Annotated in this window: 23 protein-coding genes; 11 read left to right on the forward strand and 12 right to left on the reverse strand. The window is 61.0% G+C overall.

The genetic code is table 11. The features are described 5' to 3' along the window. Positions 1-145: 145 nt before the first annotated feature. From QPJ95_RS04780 to argH, 4 genes are all read right to left on the reverse strand, one after another. Entirely contained in the window at positions 146-2,761 is a 2,616-nt protein-coding gene (locus tag QPJ95_RS04780) for a DUF4175 domain-containing protein (RefSeq protein ID WP_270918506.1), read from the reverse strand. Positions 2,762-2,800: 39 nt separating this feature from the next. Beyond that, entirely contained in the window at positions 2,801-4,069 is a 1,269-nt protein-coding gene (lysA, locus tag QPJ95_RS04785; protein ID WP_270918579.1) for a diaminopimelate decarboxylase, read from the reverse strand. A 329-nt stretch (positions 4,070-4,398) separates the two neighbouring features. Next, positions 4,399-4,575: a hypothetical protein gene (locus QPJ95_RS04790; RefSeq protein ID WP_270918507.1), complete on the reverse strand. Its 177-nt coding sequence runs from the start codon at positions 4,573-4,575 to the stop codon at positions 4,399-4,401. A 50-nt stretch (positions 4,576-4,625) separates the two neighbouring features. Continuing rightward, a complete protein-coding gene (gene argH / locus QPJ95_RS04795) occupies positions 4,626-6,020 on the reverse strand; it encodes an argininosuccinate lyase (RefSeq protein WP_270918508.1) in 1,395 nt (464 codons plus the stop codon). Positions 6,021-6,041: 21 nt separating this feature from the next. On the opposite strand from argH, the gene QPJ95_RS04800 reads away from it, so the two are divergent. The 7 genes from QPJ95_RS04800 (at position 6,042) to phbB (ending at position 11,911) form a co-directional block, all read left to right on the forward strand. Then, positions 6,042-6,605 carry a TlpA disulfide reductase family protein gene (locus QPJ95_RS04800; protein ID WP_270918509.1) on the forward strand — a complete coding sequence of 188 codons (564 nt, stop codon included), beginning with the start codon at positions 6,042-6,044 and terminating at the stop codon, positions 6,603-6,605. A gap of 67 nt (positions 6,606-6,672) precedes the next feature. After that, positions 6,673-7,014, forward strand: coding sequence for a hypothetical protein (locus tag QPJ95_RS04805; protein ID WP_270918510.1), 342 nt, complete (start codon positions 6,673-6,675; stop codon positions 7,012-7,014). 179 nt (positions 7,015-7,193) lie between these two features. Then, positions 7,194-7,580, forward strand: coding sequence for a hypothetical protein (locus tag QPJ95_RS04810; protein WP_270918511.1), 387 nt, complete (start codon positions 7,194-7,196; stop codon positions 7,578-7,580). Positions 7,581-7,587: 7 nt separating this feature from the next. Next, the gene (locus QPJ95_RS04815; protein WP_270918512.1) at positions 7,588-8,517 is read left to right on the forward strand and encodes a sterol desaturase family protein; all 930 of its coding nucleotides are present in this window, start codon (positions 7,588-7,590) and stop codon (positions 8,515-8,517) included. 169 nt (positions 8,518-8,686) lie between these two features. Beyond that, positions 8,687-9,496, forward strand: a complete 810-nt coding sequence (locus tag QPJ95_RS04820) for an EAL domain-containing protein (protein ID WP_270918580.1) — start codon at positions 8,687-8,689, stop codon at positions 9,494-9,496. Between the two features lie 237 nt (positions 9,497-9,733). Next, complete coding sequence (locus QPJ95_RS04825) at positions 9,734-10,909, forward strand: acetyl-CoA C-acetyltransferase (RefSeq protein WP_270918513.1); 1,176 nt, start codon at positions 9,734-9,736, stop codon at positions 10,907-10,909. 279 nt (positions 10,910-11,188) lie between these two features. Continuing rightward, positions 11,189-11,911 (forward strand): acetoacetyl-CoA reductase, encoded by a 723-nt coding sequence (phbB, locus tag QPJ95_RS04830; protein WP_270918514.1) that lies wholly within the window; start codon positions 11,189-11,191, stop codon positions 11,909-11,911. A gap of 103 nt (positions 11,912-12,014) precedes the next feature. Here the strand turns inward: phbB and QPJ95_RS04835 are convergent, their stop codons facing one another. Beyond that, entirely contained in the window at positions 12,015-12,155 is a 141-nt protein-coding gene (locus QPJ95_RS04835; RefSeq protein WP_270918515.1) for a hypothetical protein, read from the reverse strand. 110 nt (positions 12,156-12,265) lie between these two features. On the opposite strand from QPJ95_RS04835, the gene QPJ95_RS04840 reads away from it, so the two are divergent. Both QPJ95_RS04840 and yddG read left to right on the forward strand, forming a co-directional pair. After that, positions 12,266-13,213, forward strand: coding sequence for a transcriptional regulator GcvA (locus tag QPJ95_RS04840; protein ID WP_270918516.1), 948 nt, complete (start codon positions 12,266-12,268; stop codon positions 13,211-13,213). Further along, on the forward strand, positions 13,210-14,109 hold the full coding sequence (yddG, locus tag QPJ95_RS04845) for an aromatic amino acid exporter YddG (protein ID WP_270918517.1): 900 nt from the start codon (positions 13,210-13,212) through the stop codon (positions 14,107-14,109). Before QPJ95_RS04840 ends, yddG begins: the two co-directional genes overlap by 4 nt. 52 nt (positions 14,110-14,161) lie before the next feature. Here yddG and QPJ95_RS04850 read toward each other — a convergent pair whose 3' ends face one another. The 3 genes from QPJ95_RS04850 to QPJ95_RS04860 all read right to left on the reverse strand — a co-directional run bounded on the left by QPJ95_RS04850 (position 14,162) and on the right by QPJ95_RS04860 (position 15,477). Next, the gene (locus tag QPJ95_RS04850; protein WP_270918518.1) at positions 14,162-14,338 is read right to left on the reverse strand and encodes a YdcH family protein; all 177 of its coding nucleotides are present in this window, start codon (positions 14,336-14,338) and stop codon (positions 14,162-14,164) included. Positions 14,339-14,491: 153 nt separating this feature from the next. Next, complete coding sequence (locus tag QPJ95_RS04855) at positions 14,492-15,265, reverse strand: tRNA1(Val) (adenine(37)-N6)-methyltransferase (protein WP_270918519.1); 774 nt, start codon at positions 15,263-15,265, stop codon at positions 14,492-14,494. After that, entirely contained in the window at positions 15,262-15,477 is a 216-nt protein-coding gene (locus QPJ95_RS04860; protein ID WP_270918520.1) for a putative signal transducing protein, read from the reverse strand. Before QPJ95_RS04860 ends, QPJ95_RS04855 begins: the two co-directional genes overlap by 4 nt. Positions 15,478-15,534: 57 nt before the next feature. Between QPJ95_RS04860 and QPJ95_RS04865 the strand changes: the two genes are divergently transcribed. Both QPJ95_RS04865 and QPJ95_RS04870 read left to right on the forward strand, forming a co-directional pair. Beyond that, a complete protein-coding gene (locus tag QPJ95_RS04865) occupies positions 15,535-16,533 on the forward strand; it encodes a polyprenyl synthetase family protein (RefSeq protein ID WP_270918521.1) in 999 nt (332 codons plus the stop codon). Positions 16,534-16,630: 97 nt separating this feature from the next. Continuing rightward, positions 16,631-17,398 (forward strand): pentapeptide repeat-containing protein, encoded by a 768-nt coding sequence (locus QPJ95_RS04870; protein ID WP_270918522.1) that lies wholly within the window; start codon positions 16,631-16,633, stop codon positions 17,396-17,398. 16 nt (positions 17,399-17,414) lie between these two features. Here the strand turns inward: QPJ95_RS04870 and QPJ95_RS04875 are convergent, their stop codons facing one another. The 4 genes from QPJ95_RS04875 to soxR form a co-directional block, all read right to left on the reverse strand. Then, the gene (locus QPJ95_RS04875; RefSeq protein ID WP_270918523.1) at positions 17,415-18,236 is read right to left on the reverse strand and encodes a 4-(cytidine 5'-diphospho)-2-C-methyl-D-erythritol kinase; all 822 of its coding nucleotides are present in this window, start codon (positions 18,234-18,236) and stop codon (positions 17,415-17,417) included. Then, positions 18,226-19,899: a tetratricopeptide repeat protein gene (locus QPJ95_RS04880; protein ID WP_270918524.1), complete on the reverse strand. Its 1,674-nt coding sequence runs from the start codon at positions 19,897-19,899 to the stop codon at positions 18,226-18,228. Before QPJ95_RS04880 ends, QPJ95_RS04875 begins: the two co-directional genes overlap by 11 nt. 253 nt (positions 19,900-20,152) lie before the next feature. Then, positions 20,153-21,802, reverse strand: coding sequence for an electron transfer flavoprotein-ubiquinone oxidoreductase (locus tag QPJ95_RS04885; protein ID WP_270918525.1), 1,650 nt, complete (start codon positions 21,800-21,802; stop codon positions 20,153-20,155). A 156-nt stretch (positions 21,803-21,958) separates the two neighbouring features. After that, positions 21,959-22,426 (reverse strand): redox-sensitive transcriptional activator SoxR, encoded by a 468-nt coding sequence (gene soxR / locus QPJ95_RS04890; RefSeq protein ID WP_270918526.1) that lies wholly within the window; start codon positions 22,424-22,426, stop codon positions 21,959-21,961. Between the last annotated feature and the right edge of the window lie 37 nt (positions 22,427-22,463).

Here is a 22,463-nt window from a genome sequence, read left to right on the forward strand (position 1 = left end):
GGACTGGCGCGGGCCCATGATAACCGCCAAGGCCACAGGGGGAGGGCAAGGGCAGGTGTTTTGGCAGCTGTAGGGTGCGTGCTTGCACGCACCATGCCTGTTAAGTCGGTGCGCATCAAACCGGGGCACATCAAACCGGAGCGGCTCAGAACCGGTCCAGCAACCGCCGCAGATAGCCGCGCTCGCCCTCACTGCGCTGACGCTCATCCGCCCGGCGGCGAATTTCTTCCAGCAGATCCCAGGCCCGGCGATAGGCAGGGCCTGCGCCGATACGGCTGCCGTCATCACCAGCTCCATCTCCGCCCTCGGGCTGGTCCCGGCCCAGCGGGTCCATCCGGCTGCCCTGACTGGCAGAGTTGCGACCTGACTGGCTGCCGGCCTGACCGGGCTGCTGCTCTGCCAGCGCCTCGCCCAACGCGCGCATACCCTCGCGCAGCCGTTCCATCGCCTCGGCCTGCTGGTCGATTGCTTCGGCATAATCGCCCTGCTCCAGTGCCTCTTGGGCGCCATCCATCGCCCGCCCGGCGTCTTCCAAGGACTGCCGCGTGGCATCGCCCTCTTCGCTGCTGCCCAGCGGCAGGCCGTTTTGCTGCCGCTGCAATTCCTCGCGCAGCGCTTGCTGGCGCTCAGCCAGAGAGCCACCCGGCGGTTGTGCCCCGTCCTGACCCCGACCCGACTGGGCAGTGCCATCCTGACCTTCCTGCGCGCCGCCCTGCTGTTGGCCCTGCTGGCTGTCGCCGCCCTGCCCGCCCTCATGGCTTTGACCCTGCCCCAAGCCACCATTGCGGCCCTGATTCTTCTCGCTCTCGCCCTTGCCGGCCCCGGGATTGAACTGCTCCTGCAGATCGCGGAATGCCTGATCCGACAGCCCCTGCTGCTGTTTCAGCGTCTCCGCCAGCCCTTCCATCGCCTGCTGACCTTCACTGCCACCTTGGCCTTGCTGGCTTTCGGTGATCCGCATGTTTTCCATCATCTGCTGCAATTCCTGCAACGCCTGCTCGGCCTCGGCCATGCGGCCCTGCTCCATCAGCTCCTGAATGCGGTCCATCATCGCCTGCAGGTCATCCTGTGACAGCTGCATCATATTCTCGGGCAGTTCGCCCTGTTCCATCACCTCGCCGTTGGCCTCGGCCTGACGCTGTAGCTGGCGCATGTAATCCTCGGTCGCCTGGCGCAGCTCCTGCATCAGCTCGGCGATTTCCTGATCACTGGCGCCGTCGCGCATCGCCTGGCTCAGCCGTTCCCGCGCCCGCCGCAACCGCGCCAGCGCGTCCCCCACATCGCCGTCTTCCAGTATCAGCGCCAGATCCCAAAGCGCGGTGGCAATCTCGTCCTGGTGCTGCGGGCTCAACCCGACCGCAGTGTAGCTTTCCAGCCGTCGCAGGATTATCCGCATCCGCAAATAGGCTGACGGGCTGCGAAACTGCCGCTCGGGATGATGGGTCAGCGCCCGCATGATCTGCGCCACCCGGCGCGCATTGCTGCGCGCCCACAGCAGATCACGCCGCTGTTCCACCACCGCCGCTGCCAGCGGATCAAAGAACCGCCGCGCCAGCAGCTTTGCCCCAAACCCCGGTGCTGCGCCCCGTTGCTCGGCGCCATCTCGCGCCTCAAAACTGTAGACCACCGGCAGGTTGGCCCAAGGATACTGCGAGAAATCATCAATCAGATGTTCGGTAAAATCGCGCCGGTCCCCGGTTAGCGGCAACGGCAGATCCAGGATAATGTCGCCGCGCGGGTCGGGATCAGCTGCCAGCCCGTGACGGCGATCCAGCGCCAGCAGGTCCAGCGCAATCCGCACCTCGCCCCCAGCAATCCCATAGTCATCCACAGCCGCAAACGGCAGCGACATGGTACCATCCGGCTCTATCTCGGTCTGACCCGCCACCGAGATCTGCGGCGGGCTGTCCGCAATCACCTCGACCTGCCAGCTCTGCCCGCCAGCGCCCTCAATCGTCAGTTCCCCGGCCTGGGTCACTGCAAACTCCTGCTGCGCATCCGCCGAAGGCTGCTCTGCGCTGCGACCAGACACCGACTCGGCCAGCGTCAGCGCCCCCTCCTGACCGTAAAACCGCAGCGTCACCCTTGTGCCCTGAGGCAGCGTCAGAACCGCGCCTTCAGCGTCATTCAGATACAGCGTCGGCAACCCAGTATAGCGCGGCGGCTGCAACCAGCCCTCCCAGCTCGGGCCGCTCATTGCGCTAGCCGCTCCCGCCCCCAGATCAGCCACCGTGCCCAGCCGCCAAATCGAGCCGAACAGCAGCGCAACCACCAGCGCCAGCAGTGCCACAAACCGCAGCGCATAAGGATCCGCCGCCGCGATCCGCAAATTGGGCTGCGGTGCGCGGGCCTTGGCCGCACGCGCCGCCATCCGCAGCTGATGTGCCTGCCACAGCTCTGTTGAGGCGGCGTCGTCGCGGCCAATGGCCTGCGCATCCATCAGTGCATTGATGGGCCGCCCCGGCAGGGTTTCATCCAGACGCGCCAGTGCCTGCGCCCGGCTCGGCCAGCGCAGGTGCCGCAGCCCCCAAATCAGACTTGCCACTGCGACCAGCAGGGACACAATCACCCCCGCCCAGACCAGCTCGACCGGCAGCACTTCGTGCAGCCCCAGCATCAGCAATGCCAGCGCCAGCATGACAATCGATGCCAGCGGCCAAAAGGCCCGCAGGCTGGTTTCCGCAATCATCCCCAACCGCGTCAGCCGGATTGGCCAGTGCAGCTGTTTCAGCTTTGCCTTGGATCCGGGTGATATAGCCATATCTGCAACGTCTCCAACCGGCTCATGCGCAGTATCGCGTCAGAGCCATTCTGGTATGCTATCGCGATTTATCATTTCGTCAAAGCTCGGCCTTGCGCGGATAACCGCGAATTGATCGCCATGCACCAGAACCTCGGGGATCAGAGGGCGCGAATTGTATTCGCTGGCCATCACCGCGCCATAAGCCCCGGCACTGCGAAAGGCGATCAGATCATCCGCCGCCAGCGGCGCCATGTCGCGCTGCTTGGCAAAGGTATCGCCACTTTCGCAGACCGGGCCAACGATATCATAGGGCTGGCTCTCGACGCCGACGGCGGGCTCGACGACCGGCACGATATCGTGATGCGCCTCATACATTGCCGGGCGGATCAGATCGTTCATGGCGCCGTCGATGATCAGAAACTTCCGGTCCTCGCCGGATTTTACATAAATCACCTTGCTGACCAGAAGACCCGCATTACCAGCGATCAACCGACCCGGCTCAATCTCGATCTCACAGCCCAGATGACCCAGAGTTTTCTTGATCAGCGCGCCATATTCCACCGGCAGTGGTGGCGCCGCGTTGGATTGGCTGTGGTAGGGAATGCCCAGCCCGCCACCCAGATCCAGACGCCGGATGTTATGGCCCTCGCTGCGCAGCTGCTCGGTCAACTCGGCCACCTTCTGATAGGCCTGCTCAAACGGCTCCAGCTCGGTCAGCTGTGATCCGATATGCACGTCGATGCCGATAACATCCAATCCGGGCAGTGAGGCCGCATGGGCATAGACCGCTGAGGCCCGCGAAATAGGAATGCCGAATTTGTTCTCGGATTTTCCAGTGGCGATCTTGGCATGGGTCTTGGCATCCACATCCGGGTTCACCCGCACGGTGATCGGCGCCACCGCGCCCAGCTCCAGCGCCACCGCGTTGATCACTTCCATCTCGGGCTCGGATTCGACGTTGAACTGGCGGATACCACCACTCAGCGCCACCCGGATTTCCTCAGCCGTCTTGCCGACGCCGGAAAACACGATTTTGTCGCCCGGCACGCCTGCCGCCTTGGCGCGCAGGTATTCGCCCTGGCTGACCACATCCATACCGGCACCCACCTGCGCCAGCGTTTTCAGAATGGCCTGATTGCTGGCCGCCTTCATCGCATAACAAACCAGATGGTCGATGCCCTCCAGCGCCTCATCAAACAGCCTGAAGTGCCGCTGCAGCGTGGCGGTGGAATAGACATAAAACGGCGTGCCCACGGCAGCCGCGATCTCGGCCACCGGAACATCCTCGGCGTAGAGCGCGCCGTCGCGGTAAAGAAAATGATCCATGCCAGCGCGATAGCCAAAGTGGCAGCTCAAATCAAATGATTCCGCCCGCTTTCAGTTGATATCACCCAGTGTGCCACCTGTGAGCCGCGCCATTTCTCCACGTGGTGCGTGCCAGCACGCACCCTACGAGAGACTCCAACACCCGCCCCGGCCCAAAACTTCTTCTTGTCCAAAATACCTCAGGGGTGAATGAGGGGCCCCCTCCTGGGCGCCTCAGAGGGGGCAGCGCCCCCAAATGCACCGCGCGTCAGCGCGGTGCTACGCCCGCCTCTGAACTGGCCCCATCAGGGCACGTTCCAGAGGCGGCAGAACCTTGTTTCAAAGCGACCTCAGAACCCGAGGTACAGGCTCAACGGGCCTTTGTGCAATCCCAGGCTGCCGCCCGCATAGACGCCACTGTCAGAGATCCCAACCCCAGCATTCAGCGAGGGTTGCACCGGTTCTCCATCCACGCCACAGGCGCTCAAAACAACAAAAGCTATCGCCGATAAGATCCAATTACGCATTGTCCGACCTCCTTCAATACCCCAGCCAATACCCCTCCTGCCAGAGAGGGTCACGCTCCGAGGATTTCGCTCCAACGCGCCACCTGCTGACGCACCTGCGCCGGGGCGGTGCCACCATAAGACATCCGTGAATTCACCGAGTTCTGCACCCCCAGCACAGTGAAGATGTCTGCAGTGATGCCCGCATGCACCCCCTGCATATCCGCAAGGCTCAGATCCGGCAGATCACAGCCGCGATCTTCGGCCATCGCCACCAGCGTTCCCGTCACATGATGTGCATCGCGGAACGGCACCTTCAGCACCCGCACCATCCAGTCGGCCAGATCGGTGGCGGTCGAGAAGCCCGAGCCGGCAGCCGCCGCCAGCTCAACGCGGTTGGCGGTCATATCCTTGACCATGCCCTCCATCGCCGCCAGCGCCAGCATCCAGTTGTCGGCGGCGTCGAACACCTGTTCCTTGTCTTCCTGCATATCCTTGGAATAGGCCAGCGGCAGGCCCTTCATCACCATCATCAGCGCCGTGTTGGCACCAAAGATCCGGCCCACCTTGGCGCGAATCAGCTCAGCCGCATCCGGATTCTTTTTCTGCGGCATGATCGACGACCCGGTCGAGAACCGGTCCGACAGGGTGACAAAACGGAACTGCGCGGTGGACCAGATCACCAGCTCTTCGGCAAATCGGCTCAGGTGCATGGCACAGATCGAGGCAGTGCTGAGAAACTCCAGCGCAAAATCCCGGTCACTGACCGCATCCAGCGAGTTTGCTGCGGGGCGGTCAAAGCCCAGCGCTGTGGCGGTCATGTCACGGTCGATGGGAAACGAGGTCCCCGCCAGCGCCGCAGCCCCCAGCGGTGATTCGTTCATCCGGGCGCGGGCATCGCGGACCCGGCTCAGGTCCCGACCAAACATTTCCACATAGGCCATCATGTGATGCCCCCAGGTCACCGGCTGCGCCACCTGCAGGTGGGTGAAGCCGGGCATCACCCAATCGGCACCGGCCTCGGCCTGCGCCAGCAGTGCTTTGATCAGTGCCAGAATGCCGCTTTCAGCCGCATCCAGCTGGTCGCGCACCCAGAGTTTAAAGTCGGTGGCGACCTGATCATTGCGCGACCGGCCAGTGTGCAGGCGGCCAGCCGGTTCCCCGATGATATCCTTCAGGCGCGCCTCTACATTCATGTGAATGTCTTCCAGCGCGGTGGAAAACTGAAAAGTTCCACTCTCAATTTCTGACAATACGGTGAGCAGGCCTTCCCTGATCGCCTCGGCATCGTTATCGGTGATCACGCCTGTTGCGGCCAACATCGCCGCATGGGCCCTGGAGCCGGCAATGTCCTGCGCCGCCATTCGCTGATCGTACCCGATCGAGGCGTTGATCGCCTCCATGATCGCGTCCGGGCCAGCGGCAAAGCGGCCGCCCCACATCTGGTTCGAGGATTGGTCTGTCATGGTAAGATACCCGGAGATAAAATGCGTCTGTTACGTCTGATCCCCCTTTATATCGCCCTGAGCCTGGGTGCAAATGCCGCCCTTGCTGTCGAGATCTCGGATCTTGAGGCGCTGCGCCTTGGCGACATGAAGAAACTGAATTTTCACAGCACCCCAATGGAGGTCTCAGACAAAGCGTTTTTCTTGGAAGACGATACTGGCACCGGCACTCTGGCCGACTATCAGGGGAAAATCATCCTGCTGAACTTCTGGGCGACCTGGTGCGCCCCCTGCCGCGCCGAAATGCCGATGCTGTCGGAACTGCAGGCGGAACTGGGCGGCGATGATTTTGAGGTGCTGACCCTGGCCACCGGCCGTAACTCCCCGGCTGGTATCGTCAAGTTCTTTGCCGAGGCTGGCATCACCAACTTGCCCCGCCATCAGGATCCAAAACAGGCACTGGCCCGTGAAATGGCGGTGCTGGGGCTGCCGATCACCGTGATCCTGGATCGGAGCGGCCGCGAGATTGCCCGCCTGCGCGGCGATGCGGAATGGAACAGTGACAGTGCCAAGGCGATTCTGTCAGCCCTGATCGCCGATCAATAAAGCACTAGATTGTCCTCTGTGACCCGCCGCGACATCCGGGGCGGCAGCACTCCCAGAGGACAACACCATGCATCCCGTTGTGTTATTGATTGGTCGGCTCCCAAATGTGATTGGCAATGTGGCGCTGCAATTGGATCACCTGCCGATCCAGTGGTTGGGTGCCCATGACCACGCCGAGGTGGTGCGACAGTTAGAGACCGAGCCCCGTATTGCCTGCGTCATTATGGGGGCCGGGCTGGACGACGGTATTCGCGGCGACCTGATCGGCATCATTGCCACCCTGCGACCCGATGTCTGCATCCACCTGAAAGACCGCAGATCAGGGCCCGACGGGCTGGTGCCTTTTGTCGAACGGGTTGTGCAACAGGAGTTGCTATCGCTGCCGGAGCAGATGGAATCGGCCGAGTGACCTCACAATGCCTGTCAGCGCTTTTCCCAAGCCCCCCCTCGACGCCCGGAAAATTCGAATTTTCCGAACCGATTTCTTAACAGAAATCGGAATGGCTGAATATTCCGGCCACTATTGACCCTACGCCACCTTTGACAGCCTGCCCCATTGGCCGCCACTCTGGCTGCGGGGGGAACGATATGCCATTGGAAATATTACTGGCGCTGGTTGCCGGCGGGATTTCAGTTACCGCGTTCATTTTACATATGACCGGACGTTCGGCGCTTGCCGTCATGTCCGTCGACGAGGCCCGCAGCGCCTGGCTGCGGCAGTTCCCCGAAGATGACGTCGCCCAGGTTCTGACCGCGCAAGACGGCCATGCGGCGCTACTGCAAACCTCACAGGGGATGGGATTGGTCTGGGCCTTTGGCGCCGACACCGTCGCTCGCCCGCTGCAAGGCTGTGATCTGAGCGACCGGCCCGATGGGTTGCGCGTCAGCTTTCACGAGTTTGCTGCTCCCTCGACCCGCCTGACCCTGAGTGAAACCGAGCGTACCGACTGGCGCCTCCTGATGAGCAGGGCCTGAGCATTCCATGACAGATACACTTTCATACCCCGACGTGACCCAATGGGCGGTGCCTTTTTTCATCATCGCAATATTGGGAGAGCTGGCCTGGATCGCCATCAAAGGCCGCGGTGGCCGCTATGAGACCCGCGACGCGGTGACCTCGCTGATCATGGGCGCGGGCAGTGTGGCCTCGGGCATCGCGCTGGGGTTTATCGCCTGGGGTTTCTTCATGTGGCTCTGGGCGCTGACGCCGCTGAACCTGGGCACCTCGGTGCTGGCCATTATCATCTGTTTTGTGCTGGATGACCTGCGCTATTACTGGGTGCATCGGTTTGGCCACCGCATCCGCTGGGTCTGGGCCAGCCACGTCAACCACCACTCCAGCCAGCACTACAACCTGACCACCGCCCTGCGGCAAACCTGGACCGGTACCTTTTCACTGATCATGATCATCCGCGCGCCGCTGGTGCTGATAGGCTTCCACCCGGCGCTGGTGTTGTTTGTCAGCGGTATCAACCTGATTTACCAGTTCTGGATCCACACCGAGGCAATTGGCAAGATGCCGCGCTGGTTTGAGGCGGTGATGAACACCCCCAGCCACCACCGGGTCCATCATGGCCGCAATGCGCGCTATCTGGATTGCAACTATGCCGGCGTATTTATCATCTGGGACAAGATGTTCGGCACCTTTGTGCCGGAACAGGACAGCGAGGCGGTGGACTATGGGCTGGTGCATAATCTGGCCAGCTTTAACCCGCTAAGGGTGGCGTTTCATGAATGGGTTGGCATCTGGAGCGACGCCAGTCAGTCGGGGTTAACCCTGCGCCAACGGCTTGCCTATATGCTGGCCCCACCCGGCTATAGCCACGATGGCAGCCGCGATACCTCTGAAACCCTGAAGGAAAAACATCTGGCGCGCCACCCCGAGGACGCCGGCACGCCAGGGTTCAACTGATCCGCCTAGGCGCTGCGGCTTTGATCACCCTGCCAGTTTCCCTAAAATGCGATCTTTAATCGCACCTTCATCCTTTTAACCGACCCTGCTCATCGACGTATAGTGCAGGCAGACTCGGGCAAGGGATGAGGACCAGAAGGTGAACAATTGGCAACGAACCAAGGCTAATATGCCCGAAGGGTCAGACAACCCGCTGAACGCAGCCGTATTGGGCCGCGATCAATCGACGCTCAGCATGGTGGAAGACGCAGTCGCGCACAACCAGACCATGCTGGCCTATCAACCGGTCATGCAGGCGTTACCGCCGCATGAGCCGGCCTTTTACGAAGGATATATCCGGGTGCTGGACGCCACCGGCCGGGTGATTCCCGCGCGCGAATTCATGCCGGTGGTGGAAGACAAGGAACTGGGCCGGGTGCTGGATTGTCTGGCGCTTGAACATGGGTTCAAGGCACTATCGCGCAGTCCCGACATCCGCCTGTCGATCAATATGTCTGCCCGCTCTATCGGCTATAATCGCTGGATGCGGGTGGTGGAACGGTACATGAAAAAAGACGCCACGCTGGGGGAACGGCTGGTGCTGGAAATATCCGAGGCCTCGGCGATGGCGGCGCCGGAACTGGTGGTCGATTTCATGGGGCGGATGCAGGAACATGGCATCGCCTTTGCGCTCGACAATTTTGGCGCCGGCACTTCGGTGATCAAATACTTCCGCGACTTCTTTTTTGATGCGGTCAAGATTGACGGCCAGTTCATTCGCGGCGTGCATGCCAATCATGACAATCAGGCGATGACCCGGGCGCTGGTGTCGGTGGCCAAACAGTTCGATATGCTGGTGGTGGCTGAATCCGTCGAAAACCGCGAGGACGCGGAGTTTCTGGTGTCGATCGGTGTTGACTGCCTACAGGGATTTCTATTCGGCGCGCCGTCGGTCAGCCCGCCCTGGATCGACGAGTTGAAACAGCGCACCCGCGCCTGATTTGCACCCGCAACACTCTACGTAGAAATACCCGATCTTGCAGGATCCGGGTGTTTTTCCGTTTCCGCAATTGACTCGATGCCCCCGCCTGAGACACCCTGTCCATTGCTGCACCTGCAGCAATTCGCTATTTGAAACCCCGTAAGGGAGGGAGATGACAGATGCTGCACCTGCACACAGGACGATCAGCGCTGTGATGTTTCCCAATGATAATTTGATGGCAGAGGACCCATATCAATGACCAATGTTGTAATCGCATCCGCCGCGCGTACCGCCGTCGGCAGCTTTGGCGGAGCCTTCGCCAACACCCCGGCCCACGATCTGGGGGCCGCTGTTCTGCAGGCCGTCGTCGAACGCGCCGGTGTCGAAAAAGGTGAAGTATCCGAGACCATTCTCGGTCAGGTGCTGACCGCTGCGCAGGGTCAGAACCCGGCTCGTCAGGCCCATATCAACGCTGGACTGCCGGTTGCGGCCTCAGCCTGGAGCCTGAACCAGGTTTGTGGTTCGGGATTGCGCGCTGTTGCCTTGGGTGCGCAGCACATCATGCTGGGGGATGCCGAGATCGTCGCCGCAGGTGGTCAGGAAAACATGACCCTGTCGCCCCATGCCGCGCATCTGCGGGCGGGCCACAAAATGGGCGACATGAAATACATCGACACCATGATCCGCGACGGATTGTGGGATGCGTTCAACGGCTACCACATGGGCCAGACCGCCGAAAACGTCGCCAACCAGTGGCAGATCTCACGCGAGATGCAGGACGAATTTGCAGTCGCCAGCCAGAACAAGGCCGAAGCGGCGCAGAAGGCTGGCAGGTTTGCTGATGAGATCACCGCCTTTACGGTGAAGCACCGCAAGGGCGACATTGTGGTCGATCAGGATGAATACATCCGCCACGGCGCCACCATGGCGGCGATGCAAAAACTGCGTCCGGCTTTTGCCAAGGACGGCTCGGTCACCGCCGCCAATGCCTCAGGCCTGAATGATGGCGCCGCGGCCACCCTGCTGATGTCCGCCGACAACGCTGAAAAGCGCGGCATCACACCGCTGGCGCGCATCGCCTCTTATGCCACCGTGGGTCTGGACCCCTCGATCATGGGCGTTGGCCCGGTCTACGCCTCACGCAAGGCGCTGGAGAAAGCCGGCTGGAGCGTCGGCGATCTGGATCTGGTAGAGGCCAACGAAGCCTTTGCCGCCCAGGCCTGTGCCGTGAACAAGGAAATGGGCTGGGATCCTGAGATCGTCAACGTCAACGGCGGTGCCATTGCCATTGGTCACCCGATCGGCGCTTCGGGCTGCCGGGTACTGAACACCCTGTTGTTCGAAATGCAGCGCCGCGACGCCAAAAAGGGTCTGGCCACCCTGTGCATCGGCGGCGGCATGGGTGTCGCAATCTGCGTTGAACGTCCCTAAACGTTTCAGACATTGCATGAAGGAGGGCGCCGGTTCGGGCGCCCTTTTTTTATGCCGCAGCTAAATCTGCCTGCCGCCACCAGAGCGCCTGAATTATGGGCAGCTCACCACGACCCGGCCAACATGGCTTGCATCAATGCCCCGTCATACTACTGTGATGATGCGCATGTGACACTTTATGCGGTGTTGCGGCAATTTCACTGCGCAAGAATATTGCGCATGGGATAGTAAAATTGTAGCAAGATTACCAAGTGAACATTTTACCAGAGGATTCTTCATATGGCACGAACAGCTCTCGTCACCGGCGGCACACGCGGCATCGGCGCAGCAATTTCACAGGCGCTAAAGGCCGAAGGCTATAGCGTCGCCGCCACCTATGCCGGCAATGACCAAGCCGCAGCCGTCTTTACCGAAGAGACCGGCATCAAGGCGTATAAATGGAATGTTGCCGACTACGCGGACAGCAAAGCGGGAATATCCCAGGTCGAGACCGATCTGGGGCCGATTGACATTGTGGTCGCCAATGCCGGCATCACCCGCGATGCGCCGTTCCACAAGATGACACCTGAACAGTGGACCGAGGTGGTCGACACCAATCTGACCGGCGTGTTCAACACCGTTCACCCGATCTGGCCCGGCATGCGGCAGCGCAAGTTTGGTCGGGTTATCGTGATCAGCTCGATCAACGGCCAGAAAGGCCAGTTTGCCCAAGTCAACTATGCCGCAACCAAAGCCGGTGATCTGGGAATCGTCAAATCGCTGGCCCACGAAGGCGCCCGCGCAGGCATCACCGCCAATGCCATCTGCCCGGGCTACATCGCCACCGAAATGGTGATGGCGGTGCCCGAGAAAGTACGCGACAGCATCATCTCACAGATCCCCACCGGTCGTCTGGGTGAACCCGAAGAGATCGCCCGCTGTGTTGTCTTCCTGGCCTCGGAGGATTCGGGGTTTATCAACGGCTCGACCATCTCGGCCAATGGTGCCCAGTTCTTCGCTTAAGGCCCCGATCGCGGTGAAAAAAAGGGCCGACCCAATTGGGCCGGCCCTTTTCTGTATCCCGTAAGAACGCGCGCGCTGCGCTCAGCGGGAAACTGTCGCCTGATCAGACCGCAACGGTTTTGGCCCTGATCGCCTTGCGGGACTGCCACAGCCAAGTCCAGAAATCGCGCAGCACCTGCCCGCGCTCGGCGTGGGCACGCGCAATGGCATCACGGGTGGCGGCATTTACTTTATATTCCAGCATGACAAGGCTCCTTCGGTTCAGGCTTGTTTACCTGTCGTCACTATGCCCCCAGCCCATAGTGGGCACAAACGAGACTTTTCATCTGCTCAGTTAAGTAATACTTGTGTGAAATGTCGAACCGTCTCCCACCGCTCACCGCCCTGCGCGCCTTTGATGCCGCTGCCCGCCATATGTCGTTCGCGCTGGCGGCGGCTGAATTGCACGTCACCCCGGCGGCGCTGTCGTTTCAGATCAAATCGCTGGAGGAGCATCTGGGTCAGCCGCTGTTTCTCCGCAAGAACCGCATGGTCGAGCTGACCGAGGCCGGGCGCAGCCTGGCCCCCGGCGCGGCGGAAGGCTTTCAATCACTGTCAACCGCCTGGGCTGCGACGCGACGTTTGCAGGACAATACCAATCTGACCGTCACTGCCGGCCCGGCGCTGACGGCAAAGTGGTTTGCCCCCCGATTATACGAATTTGCCCGCGCCCACCCAGAGATCGACCTGCGGTTCTCGGCCACTCTGCGCCAGATGGATCTGGCGCGGGACGATGTCGATGTGGCGATCCGCTTTGGCGAGGGCGCTGACGACGGTCTTTACAGCGTACCGGTCAGCAAGGAATGGCTGACACCTGCGATGTCGCCGGAATTGGCCGAGCAATTTCCAACCCCCGAAAGCCTGATGAAGGCCCGGCTGATCTATGACGATTCGATTGGCTTTCTACGTCCGCCCTGTGATTGGCCAACATGGTTCAGGGCGGTGGGGCTTGACCATACTCCGGTCCATGGCACTCATTTTTCCAATGCCGACCACGCGGTTGATGCTGCGATTGCCGGGGTTGGTGTGGTGTTGGGACGGCGCGCGATGATCGTCAAGGATCTGGCCGATGGCCGTCTGGTCGCCCCCTTCAAGGTCGCGATTGAAACCCAGGGGCGGTTCCGCTTCCTGTGCCTGCCTGGGGCCGAAACACGGCCACAGATCGCCGCATTTCGCGATTGGTTCTTTGCCGAGATTGAAAAAACTGTTCATATCTCGGATCACTTCACCATCATCCCAGTTGAGGACATCCCTCCCCTATGAGTAAATCCAAAGCCACCGCGATCGGTTTCATCGCCGTTCTCCTGTGGTCGCTGCTGGCGCTGCTGACCGTCGGCTCGGCGCCAACGCCGCCGCTGCTCCTAAACGCCATCTGTTTTAGCATCGGCGGCACCCTTGGGTTGATCTGGACACTGGCCAGCGGCCAGTTGGGACAATTGCGCCGGGTGTCCTGGAAGGTCTACGCCTTTGGCACGGTTGGGCTGTTTGGCTATCACGCGCTGTATTTCTCGGCGCTGCGACTGGCCCCGGCGGCTGAGGCCGGGCTGATTGCCTATCTCTGGCCGCTGCTGATTGTGCTGTTTTCCGGCTTGCTGCCCGGCGAAACCCTGCGTCGCGGCCACCTGATCGGCGCGGCCCTGGGCTTTGCCGGCGCCGCCACCATCATCGCCGGTGGCGGCACCGGGTTTCAGATGCAGTTTCTGCCCGGCTATGGGCTGGCGCTGCTCTGTGCACTGACCTGGGCGGGCTATTCGGTGATCTCCAGACTGGTGGGATCGGCGCCGACCAGTTCAGTGGCGGTGTTCTGCTGCGCCACCGCGGTGGCCTCGTGGGGGCTGCATTTCGCCATCGAGGACACGGTCTGGCCGATTGGAGTGCTGGGCTGGAGCTCGACCCTGTTGCTGGGTCTGGGGCCGGTGGGACTAGCGTTTTATGTCTGGGATATTGGCGTCAAACAGGGCGACATTCAGATGCTGGGCACCAGTTCATACGGGGCACCGCTTTTGTCGACACTGGTTTTGGTCATGGCCGGGATTGCGGCGCCATCCTGGGGTCTGGCGGCGGCGGCGGTGCTGATCACCCTGGGCGCCATCATAGCGGCGCGGGCCAGCACATCCCTGTCCCGGCGCAAGGCATCCGACGCGGCGGGTAAGCGGTGATTATGCTGCATAGACGGTTGGGTGGGGCCGTCAGGCCCCGACCCACATCATGCTAGGTCAGTTCGACGCTCGATAAACGTTCGATTTCTTCCTTGAGTTTCAGCTTTTGCTTTTTCATCTCGGCGATTTGGAGCCCGTCCGTGCTGGGTGCGCGTTGCGCGTATTCCACTTCATCACTTAGGGTCACATGCTTCTTTTTCAGTTCAACCAGATGTGAGCTGAGGCTCATGGCAATCCTCCTTAAAAGCTTAGTTTGCCCGATCAGTGGACCACAAGAAATTGCATCTGTCACGCCGCAGACGCATTCATTTGTCATGAAATAATCACCTTCGGCCAGTTCTTGCCGGTCTATACAACCCCAACGGCAAAGCCCCGCGCAACCCTACCGCCCGCCCGGCCATTCCAGCGCTGCACCCTTGCGCAGAATGGCTGCAATACAGGGTTGATAACTGTCGCCATCCCCCTCGTGCCGCGCGCCCTTGTGCAGGATCAGCGGCGCGTGCAGGCGAAACGCGGCGCGGCCGGATTTGCGGGCCCGCAGAATCAGCAATTCAGGCGCCCGCCCCACCCGCGCGGCCAAGGGCAGCACTTCGATCGAGCCCAGCCGCCCGTCGCAGGCGATCAGCATCTCGGGGAGCCGGTCAATGCGCTGGATCATATGCAGCATGCCCTGTGGCGCCAGCCGCTTTGCCGCCACCGCGATCCAATCCGCCAGCGGCGTCTGCTCGCCCAGGGCGGTGGCCCGTCCGGCATCGGGTGAGGGGCTGTGCGCCCCGCGGGAATAATAGGGAGGGTTCGCCAGAACATGGTCAAACTGGCGCTGCCGCAGATCCTCGGGCAGCCCGGCCAGATCACAGTGCACCACCGCGAGGTCAATGCCGTTTTCAACGCCGTTCCGCCGCGCCAGCTGGGCATAGTCGGGCTGCAGCTCCACCCCGGTCAGGTCCAGATCCGGCACCCGCGCGCCAAGACAGAGCAGCACCTGCCCTGCCCCACAGCCAAGCTCCAGTACCCGCTGATTGGACCGTGCCGGAACGCTGGCCGCCAGCAACACCGGATCCACCCCGGCGCGATAACCATCCTTGGGCTGCCACAAGCGGACCTTACCGCCTAGGAAATCGTTGCAGGTCAGGGCGCTGTCGTTGAAGTCGCTCATTTGCCCAAAGGAATTTCATTGTCAGTCATCACCCGCTCAGCGGCGGCGTGATCATCAAGGCGAACCATCAGACGACGCGGGAAAATTCCGATGCCTCCCTCAAGAATGCTCATATTTACGTCGAGCTGAAAGCAGTCTATATCCTCCCCCTGAAGAAGGGCAGAGGCAAAGGCCATGATGGTTGGGTCGGTGCTGCGCAAAAGTTCCTTCATAAGATGGGATCTAAGGGCAAGGCTGGTCGGATGTCGAGCCTTGCAGTCGGGAATATAATGAACCAGAGTTTGGCACAGAAACCGCACGAACAATTGGCGGCCACCTTGAGCGGTGAAATGGATGCAGTGAATGAGCTGATCCGCACCCGAATGGCCTCGAAGCACGCGCCACGCATTCCTGAGGTCACCGCGCATCTGGTAGAGGCCGGCGGAAAACGGCTGCGGCCGATGCTGACCTTGGCTGCGGCCAAGCTGTGCGGATATGACGGGGTGCATCACCTGAAACTGGCCGCCACGGTTGAGTTTATTCACACCGCCACCCTGTTGCATGACGATGTGGTTGATGAAAGCGGCCAGCGCCGTGGCCGTCCCACTGCCAACCTGCTGTGGGACAACAAATCATCGGTCTTGGTCGGCGACTACCTGTTTTCCCGCAGCTTTCAGTTGATGGTCGAGACCGGCAGCCTGCGGGTGCTGGACATTCTCGCCAATGCCTCGGCCACCATTGCCGAGGGCGAAGTGCTGCAGATGACTGCGGCGCAGGACCTGAACACCGGCGAAGACATCTATCTGCAAGTGGTGCGCGGCAAGACGGCGGCGCTGTTCTCGGCTGCCACCGAAGTTGGCGGCGTGATTGCCGGTGCGGATGAAGCGCAGGTCAAGGCGCTGTTCACCTATGGCGATGCGCTGGGGATCGCCTTTCAGATTGCCGATGACCTGCTGGATTATCAGGGCGATGCCAAGGCCACCGGCAAGAACGTCGGCGATGATTTCCGCGAGCGCAAGCTGACCTTGCCGGTGATCAAGGCGGTGGCGCAGGCCACGCAAGAAGAGCGTGATTTCTGGAAGCGCACCATCGAGAAAGGTCGCCAAAAGGACGGTGATCTGGAGCATGCGATGGCGCTGATGGGGAAATACGACACCCTGACGGCAACCCGGAATGATGCCTATGGCTGGGCCACCAAGGCCAAGGATGCCTTGCGGGTTTTGCCGGATCATCCGATCCGTCAGATGCTGCATGATCTGGCGGATTATGTGGTCGAACGGTTGAACTGAGTGGGCTTTGAGTGGGCTTAGGGGGCGCTGCCCCCTCTTGACCTTGCAGGTCAATTCACCCCTGAGGTATTTTTAACAAGAAGAAGCTGGCGGGGATTTGGATTTGAGGGCGGCGCTGCGAGACACGATTGAACGCGACAATGGCTGCGCCGGTCAGGACCTCTCCGGCTTTGACTTTGAGCGGATCAATGGCGCGGAGGAGCTATCGTTTCGCGACTGCATCATCCGCGACAGCCACATCAAGGGGGAGATGTTGGCCGCCAGCATCTGGAGCAACTGCAGGTTCATCAACTGTCAGTTTATTGGCGCCGATCTGAGCGATGCGCGGTTTGACGGATCGGTGTTCTTTGAGGGGGCGACCACCCGTGCCACCGCGTTTCGCTATTGCGATCTGGGGCGAGCGCGTTTTGCAAACTGCAATATGGCGCTGGTCAAAATAAATGGCTGCGAGGCCTATGATGTGGCCTTTGAAGACTGCCAGATGCGGGGGCTGGATCTGGACAACACCAAGCTGGTGCAGAGTGCGGGCAAGCGAAGGTTCGCCAGCGCCCGCTTCAAGGCCTGCCAGTTGGCGGACGCCATATTTGACAAACTGGACCTGACCTCCTGTTCCTTTGAAGCCTGTGATCTGTCTTATGCGACGTTCCAGCAATCGCGGCTGGTCAATGCCGTGATGCGCGACTGCAACCTGCAGAGCATTGAGACAACGGATGCGAATTTCGCCGGGGCGGATCTGCGCGGCAGTGATCTGCACGGGTTCAGGCTGACCGGCCTGAAGAGCCATGCCGGCATGAGAGTCTCGGCGGGGCAGCAACATCATTTGCTGACCGGCCTTGGCATCGATGTCACTCCGGATGGCGGTTGAACCGCAGGACTGATCACTAGCTCAGTTCAGTTGCGACGCACCACCAATCAGAGTTCGCGGCACCGATATCGTAAGCTGCACGGTGGGCGGCTATCATAGTGGGATACAGGGCAAAGCATGTGGCCCCAGAGCCTGACATCCGCGCCAACAGCATATTGCCGGTGCACTTCATTTCAGACAGCACTTGGTCGATTTGAGGGGCAATCGCCGCTGCTGGGACATGCATGTCGTTGCGCTGTTCGGACAGCCACGCGGCACAATCCTGTGCGCTGGAAAATTCGGGGATATTAGACGGCATTGGCGGGTTGTCACGCCAGGCCAGTGCAGAAAAGACAGCGCCAGTTGGCACAGGGACGCCGGGGTTCACCAGAAGCGCCGGGAGTTTGGGCAGTGCAACACGGCTGATCTGATCGCCAATTCCTTGCATGCGCGACGCCTGTGCCGCCATACAAACGGGCACATCCGCCCCCAGAGAGAGGTGAAACTCTTTGGCTGTTGGAAGACCCTGAATGGCAAGTGTTTTTAGCACGGACGCGGCGTCAGATGAGCCGCCACCAATGCCGGCCCCATGCGGCAAGGCCTTATCCAGCTGGATGCGCCCGGACCACCCCGCCCCTGTCGCGGCCTGCCAGACCAGATTGCGGTGATCGGTGGGCACGCCCTCGGCAAATTCGCCAGACACATCAATCGAGAGCTGGTCGCCCGGTGTTAGCCAAAGACGGTCCCCGACATCGGCAAACACCACCAAACTGTCGAGCAGATGATAGCCGTCCGGGCGCTGGCCGGTCACATGCAGAGTCAGGTTGATCTTGGCGGGGGCAAAGGCCTCAGCCGTCATTGGCCAGCTTCAGCGGTTCGGCACCTTCATCGGCCAAAACCTGATCCAGGCCAATTTCAAGCTTGCGGCGAATGCGCTCCGGGTCGGCCTCGCTGTCGAGATCTTCGGGATCAACAAAGGAGAGCGCCCGCTTCCACTGAAATTCAGCCTCGCGATAGCGGCCGACGGCCCAGAACACATCGCCCAGATGATCGTTGACCACCGGGTCAACCGGCATCAGCGCCGCCGCCCGTTCCATCTGCGCGCTGGCCTCGCCGTAGCGGCCCAGACGATACAGCACCCAGCCCAGAGAATCCCGGATATAGCCCGAATCGGGGCGGGCTTTGACCGCGCGCTGGATCATGCTCAGCGCCTCGTCCAGCTTGATCTGCTTTTCGACCAGCGAGTAGCCCAGATAGTTCAGCACCTCGGGGCGATCCGGGTTCAGCACCAGGGCGGCGCGGAAATCAGCCTCGGCGCGGTCCCATTGGTCCAACCGTTCCAGACTGATGCCGCGGGCATAGAGAATGAACCAGCTTGACGTCTTTCGCTGATCCAAAATCGACAGGGCGGTGTCATAGGCCGCAACCGCCCCGGCATAATCCTCTTGCTGGCGCAGCAAGTCACCCAGTGACGAATAGACGTTGGGCTGATTGGGGACCTCCCGTGTCAGCTGCTCGAGCACCTCGATCGCGGCGTCCGGCTTGGCGGCGCGGCGCAGCGCCTCGGCGCGGCCCAATTCAGCGGCGTGATAGTCGGGGTGACCCGGCTGCACCAGTTTGTAGGTGGCCACTGACAGATCGTAACGGCCCAGTTTCTCCAGCAGGTCGGCGCTGAGCAGGATCGAATCCATATGAGAGGGGCTGAGCACTGCGGCCATGCGGGCATAGACCAGCACATAGTCATTGGCAGCCTCGCCGCTCAGCGCCGAGGCCACGGTGTAGAACACCTCGGCAATGCCATCGGTGACCGTGGCGGCCTGAAGGAAGGGCAGCGTTTCATCCCCGGCAAGGCGGTCATAGATGACCGACAGCGCCGGATCCAGCTGGCTGCCAAAGGCGTCGGTCAGGAAGGTCATCGCCTGTTCATTGCGACCCAACTGCGACAGCACCTGCACCCGGGCCAGCACCGCGCGGCGGGTGATCTTGGACAACCGGCCATCGTCAGCCGCAAACAGCGCCTCAGAGGCGTCGAATTCGCCAATCGAGGCCAGAGCCAGCGCCCGGTGGTAGCGCGCGAACAGCCGCAGGCCTTCGTCCTCGGCGACGCGGTCAAATTCGGCCAGCGCCTGGGTCACATTGCCCGCGCCGAGCTGGGCCCAGGCTGTCACCAATCCATCCACCAGCGGGCCAATGCCCTGTTTCTCCGGGTCGCGATCCAGCAGCGCCTGATAATCCTGCGCCTGGGCAAAGCCGCCAACCATCACCATATTGGCAATCTGGCTGTTGATACCGTCGTCCCACATGCGTTGCGCCACCGGATGCGCCCGTTTCAGCTGGCCCAGCGCCATCTGCGCAAACACCACGTTTTCCATCAACACTGCGTTCTGAGGATCACGCACCAGCGCCCGGGTATAGTAGTTGGCCGCCGCTGCAAAATTGCTGTCATAGGTCGCGGCACGGCCTGCCAGATAGGCACCAGCGGCTTCCTGCGCCGAGGCCGGAGCCGCCGCAGCAAATGCCATAGAAAGGGCTAAAGCCGCCGTTGCGGCGCGTCGGAAAGGAAAAGTCACCGGATCGAATGCCTCGCTATTTTAATTTCCAACCACGCTAGGCGCTCGCAGGCGAGGACGCAATGGCACGCGTTGCCACCAAGGGCCAATACACGGTTTTTTGCCTATTGTGGCAAATAGCGGCGGCGGTTGCCCTGCCCGTATGGGTCTAAGCGCGGAGCTATTGCCCGGCGCGACCGCCAGGCAATGCATTCACGGATTGGCCTCACATGTTTGGATAGTTCGGGCCGTCGCCACCCTGCGGGGTGACCCAGGTGATGTTCTGGCTGGGGTCTTTGATGTCGCAGGTTTTGCAGTGGACGCAGTTCTGGAAGTTCACCACAAACTCGGGCTTGCCATCTTTCTCGACGATCTCATAGACGCCAGCCGGGCAATAGCGCTGCGCCGGCTCGTTGTATTTGGGCAGGTTGACGCTGATCGGCAGGCTTGGGTCGGCCAGTTGCAGGTGGCAGGGCTGGCTTTCCTCGTGGTTGGTCATCGCAAAGCTGACGTTGGTCAGGCGATCAAACGACAGTTTCCCATCCGGCTTTGGATAGGTGATCATCTTGTGCTTGCTGGCCTCTTCGGTGGCCATCGCATCGTTCTTGCCGTGCTTGACGGTACCAAAGAACGAGAACCCAAGCAGGGTGTTGGTCCACATGTCCAGACCGCCCAGCATCAGCGAGGCCATCATCCCCCACTTGGACCACATCGGTTTGACATTGCGGACCTTTTTCAGATCGTCGCCAATGACACCGTCGCGGACCTCACTCTCATAGGCGGTCAGCTCATCGCCGGAACGCTCTGCCTTGATCGCCTCAAAGGCGGCTTCGGCAGCGGCCTTGCCCGAGAACATCGCATTGTGGTTGCCCTTGATGCGCGGCACGTTGACCATGCCCACCGAGCAGCCCAGCAGTGCCACACCGGGTGCCACCATCTTGGGCATCGACTGATAGCCACCTTCGGTGATTGCGCGGGCGCCGTAAGCAACGCGTTTGCCGCCTTTCAGCAGTTCCGCGATCATCGGGTGATGCTTGAAGCGCTGGAATTCCATATAGGGGAAGACGTTCGGATTGCGGTAGTTCAGGTGCACCACAAAGCCGATGTAAACCTGATTGTTATCCAGGTGATAGATGAACGAACCACCGCCGGCATTGCCGCCCAGAGGCCAGCCCATGGTGTGGGTAACTGAGCCCTCTTTGTGCTTGGCGGGATCAATCTCCCAGATCTCTTTCATGCCAAGGCCGAATTTCTGCGGCTCATGGCCCGCTTGCAGGTCGTATTTGGCAATCACCTCTTTCGACAGCGATCCACGCACACCTTCGCCGAGGAAGACATATTTGCCGTGCAGCTCCATGCCGGGCTCATATGACGGTCCCGGGGTGCCATCCGCATTTTTGCCAAACTCACCGGCAACAACGCCTTTGACTTCGCCCTTGTCGCCAAAGATCAGCTCGGAACAAGCCATGCCGGGGAAGATTTCGACACCCAGCTCTTCGGCCTGTTCCGCCATCCAGCGACAGACGTTGCCCATCGACACGATATAGTTGCCGTGGTTGCTCATCAGCGGTGGCATCGGGAAGTTGGGAATGCGGACCCGACCGGCCTCGCCCAGCATAAAGAATTTGTCGTCCGTGACCGGCACAGTCAGCGGCGCGCCCTTGGCCTTCCAGTCCGGGATCAGCGCATCCAGACCGCAGGGGTCCAGCACCGCGCCGGACAGGATATGGGCGCCAACCTCAGAGCCCTTTTCCAGCACCACAACCTCAAGATCAGCATCCAGTTGCTTAAGCCGGATCGCCGCCGAGAGACCCGCAGGGCCGGCCCCGACGATCACCACATCATATTCCATTGCTTCGCGTTCAAACTCGGCCATCAGGCGCTCCTTGGCTATATTTCGCTACCGGCGCCGCTGGGCGCAACTTTGTTTCGCGAATGATTAGCCACCACCAGATACCAAGGTCAATCCGAACTCGACGTTTGACTGCCGTTGAAGGGTATTTTGAGACCAAAAAATGTAAAACTCCGCGCCTCAGCTGCGATTTTCCGTCTCCGAGTGATCCCCCATCAGGAATCTGGGCCCCTTGCCCTTTGTGGCGGCCTGATCCTGGGGGTTGTACAGGGCGCAGTTTGGCAGCGACAGGCAGCCACAGCCGATGCAGCCATCCAGATTGTTGCGCAGCTGTTGCAGGGTCTCGATGCGCTGGTCGAGATGGGCGCGAAACCCCTCGGAGATCCGCGCCCAGTCCTGTGGCGTCGGCGTTCGACCGCCTGGCAAAGCCTTTAGCAAGCCGCCGATCTCGGGCAGGGAAAACCCGAACTTCTGGGCAATCATGATAAAACTCAGCCGCCGGATATCGGCGCGGTGAAAGCGCCGTTGCCCACCGCTGTTGCGCCAGGGCTCAATCAGCCCCTGGGTCTCGTAATAGCGAATGGCCGACACCGCCAAGCCGGTTCGGTCGGCAAGGGAGCCGATGGAAAGTCCGCTGGATGCCATCATCTGTCCTCTGTGTTCTGTGTTCTGTGGTCAGAAATAC

The organism is Parasedimentitalea psychrophila, from assembly GCF_030285785.1.
GTDB lineage: Bacteria > Pseudomonadota > Alphaproteobacteria > Rhodobacterales > Rhodobacteraceae > Parasedimentitalea > Parasedimentitalea psychrophila.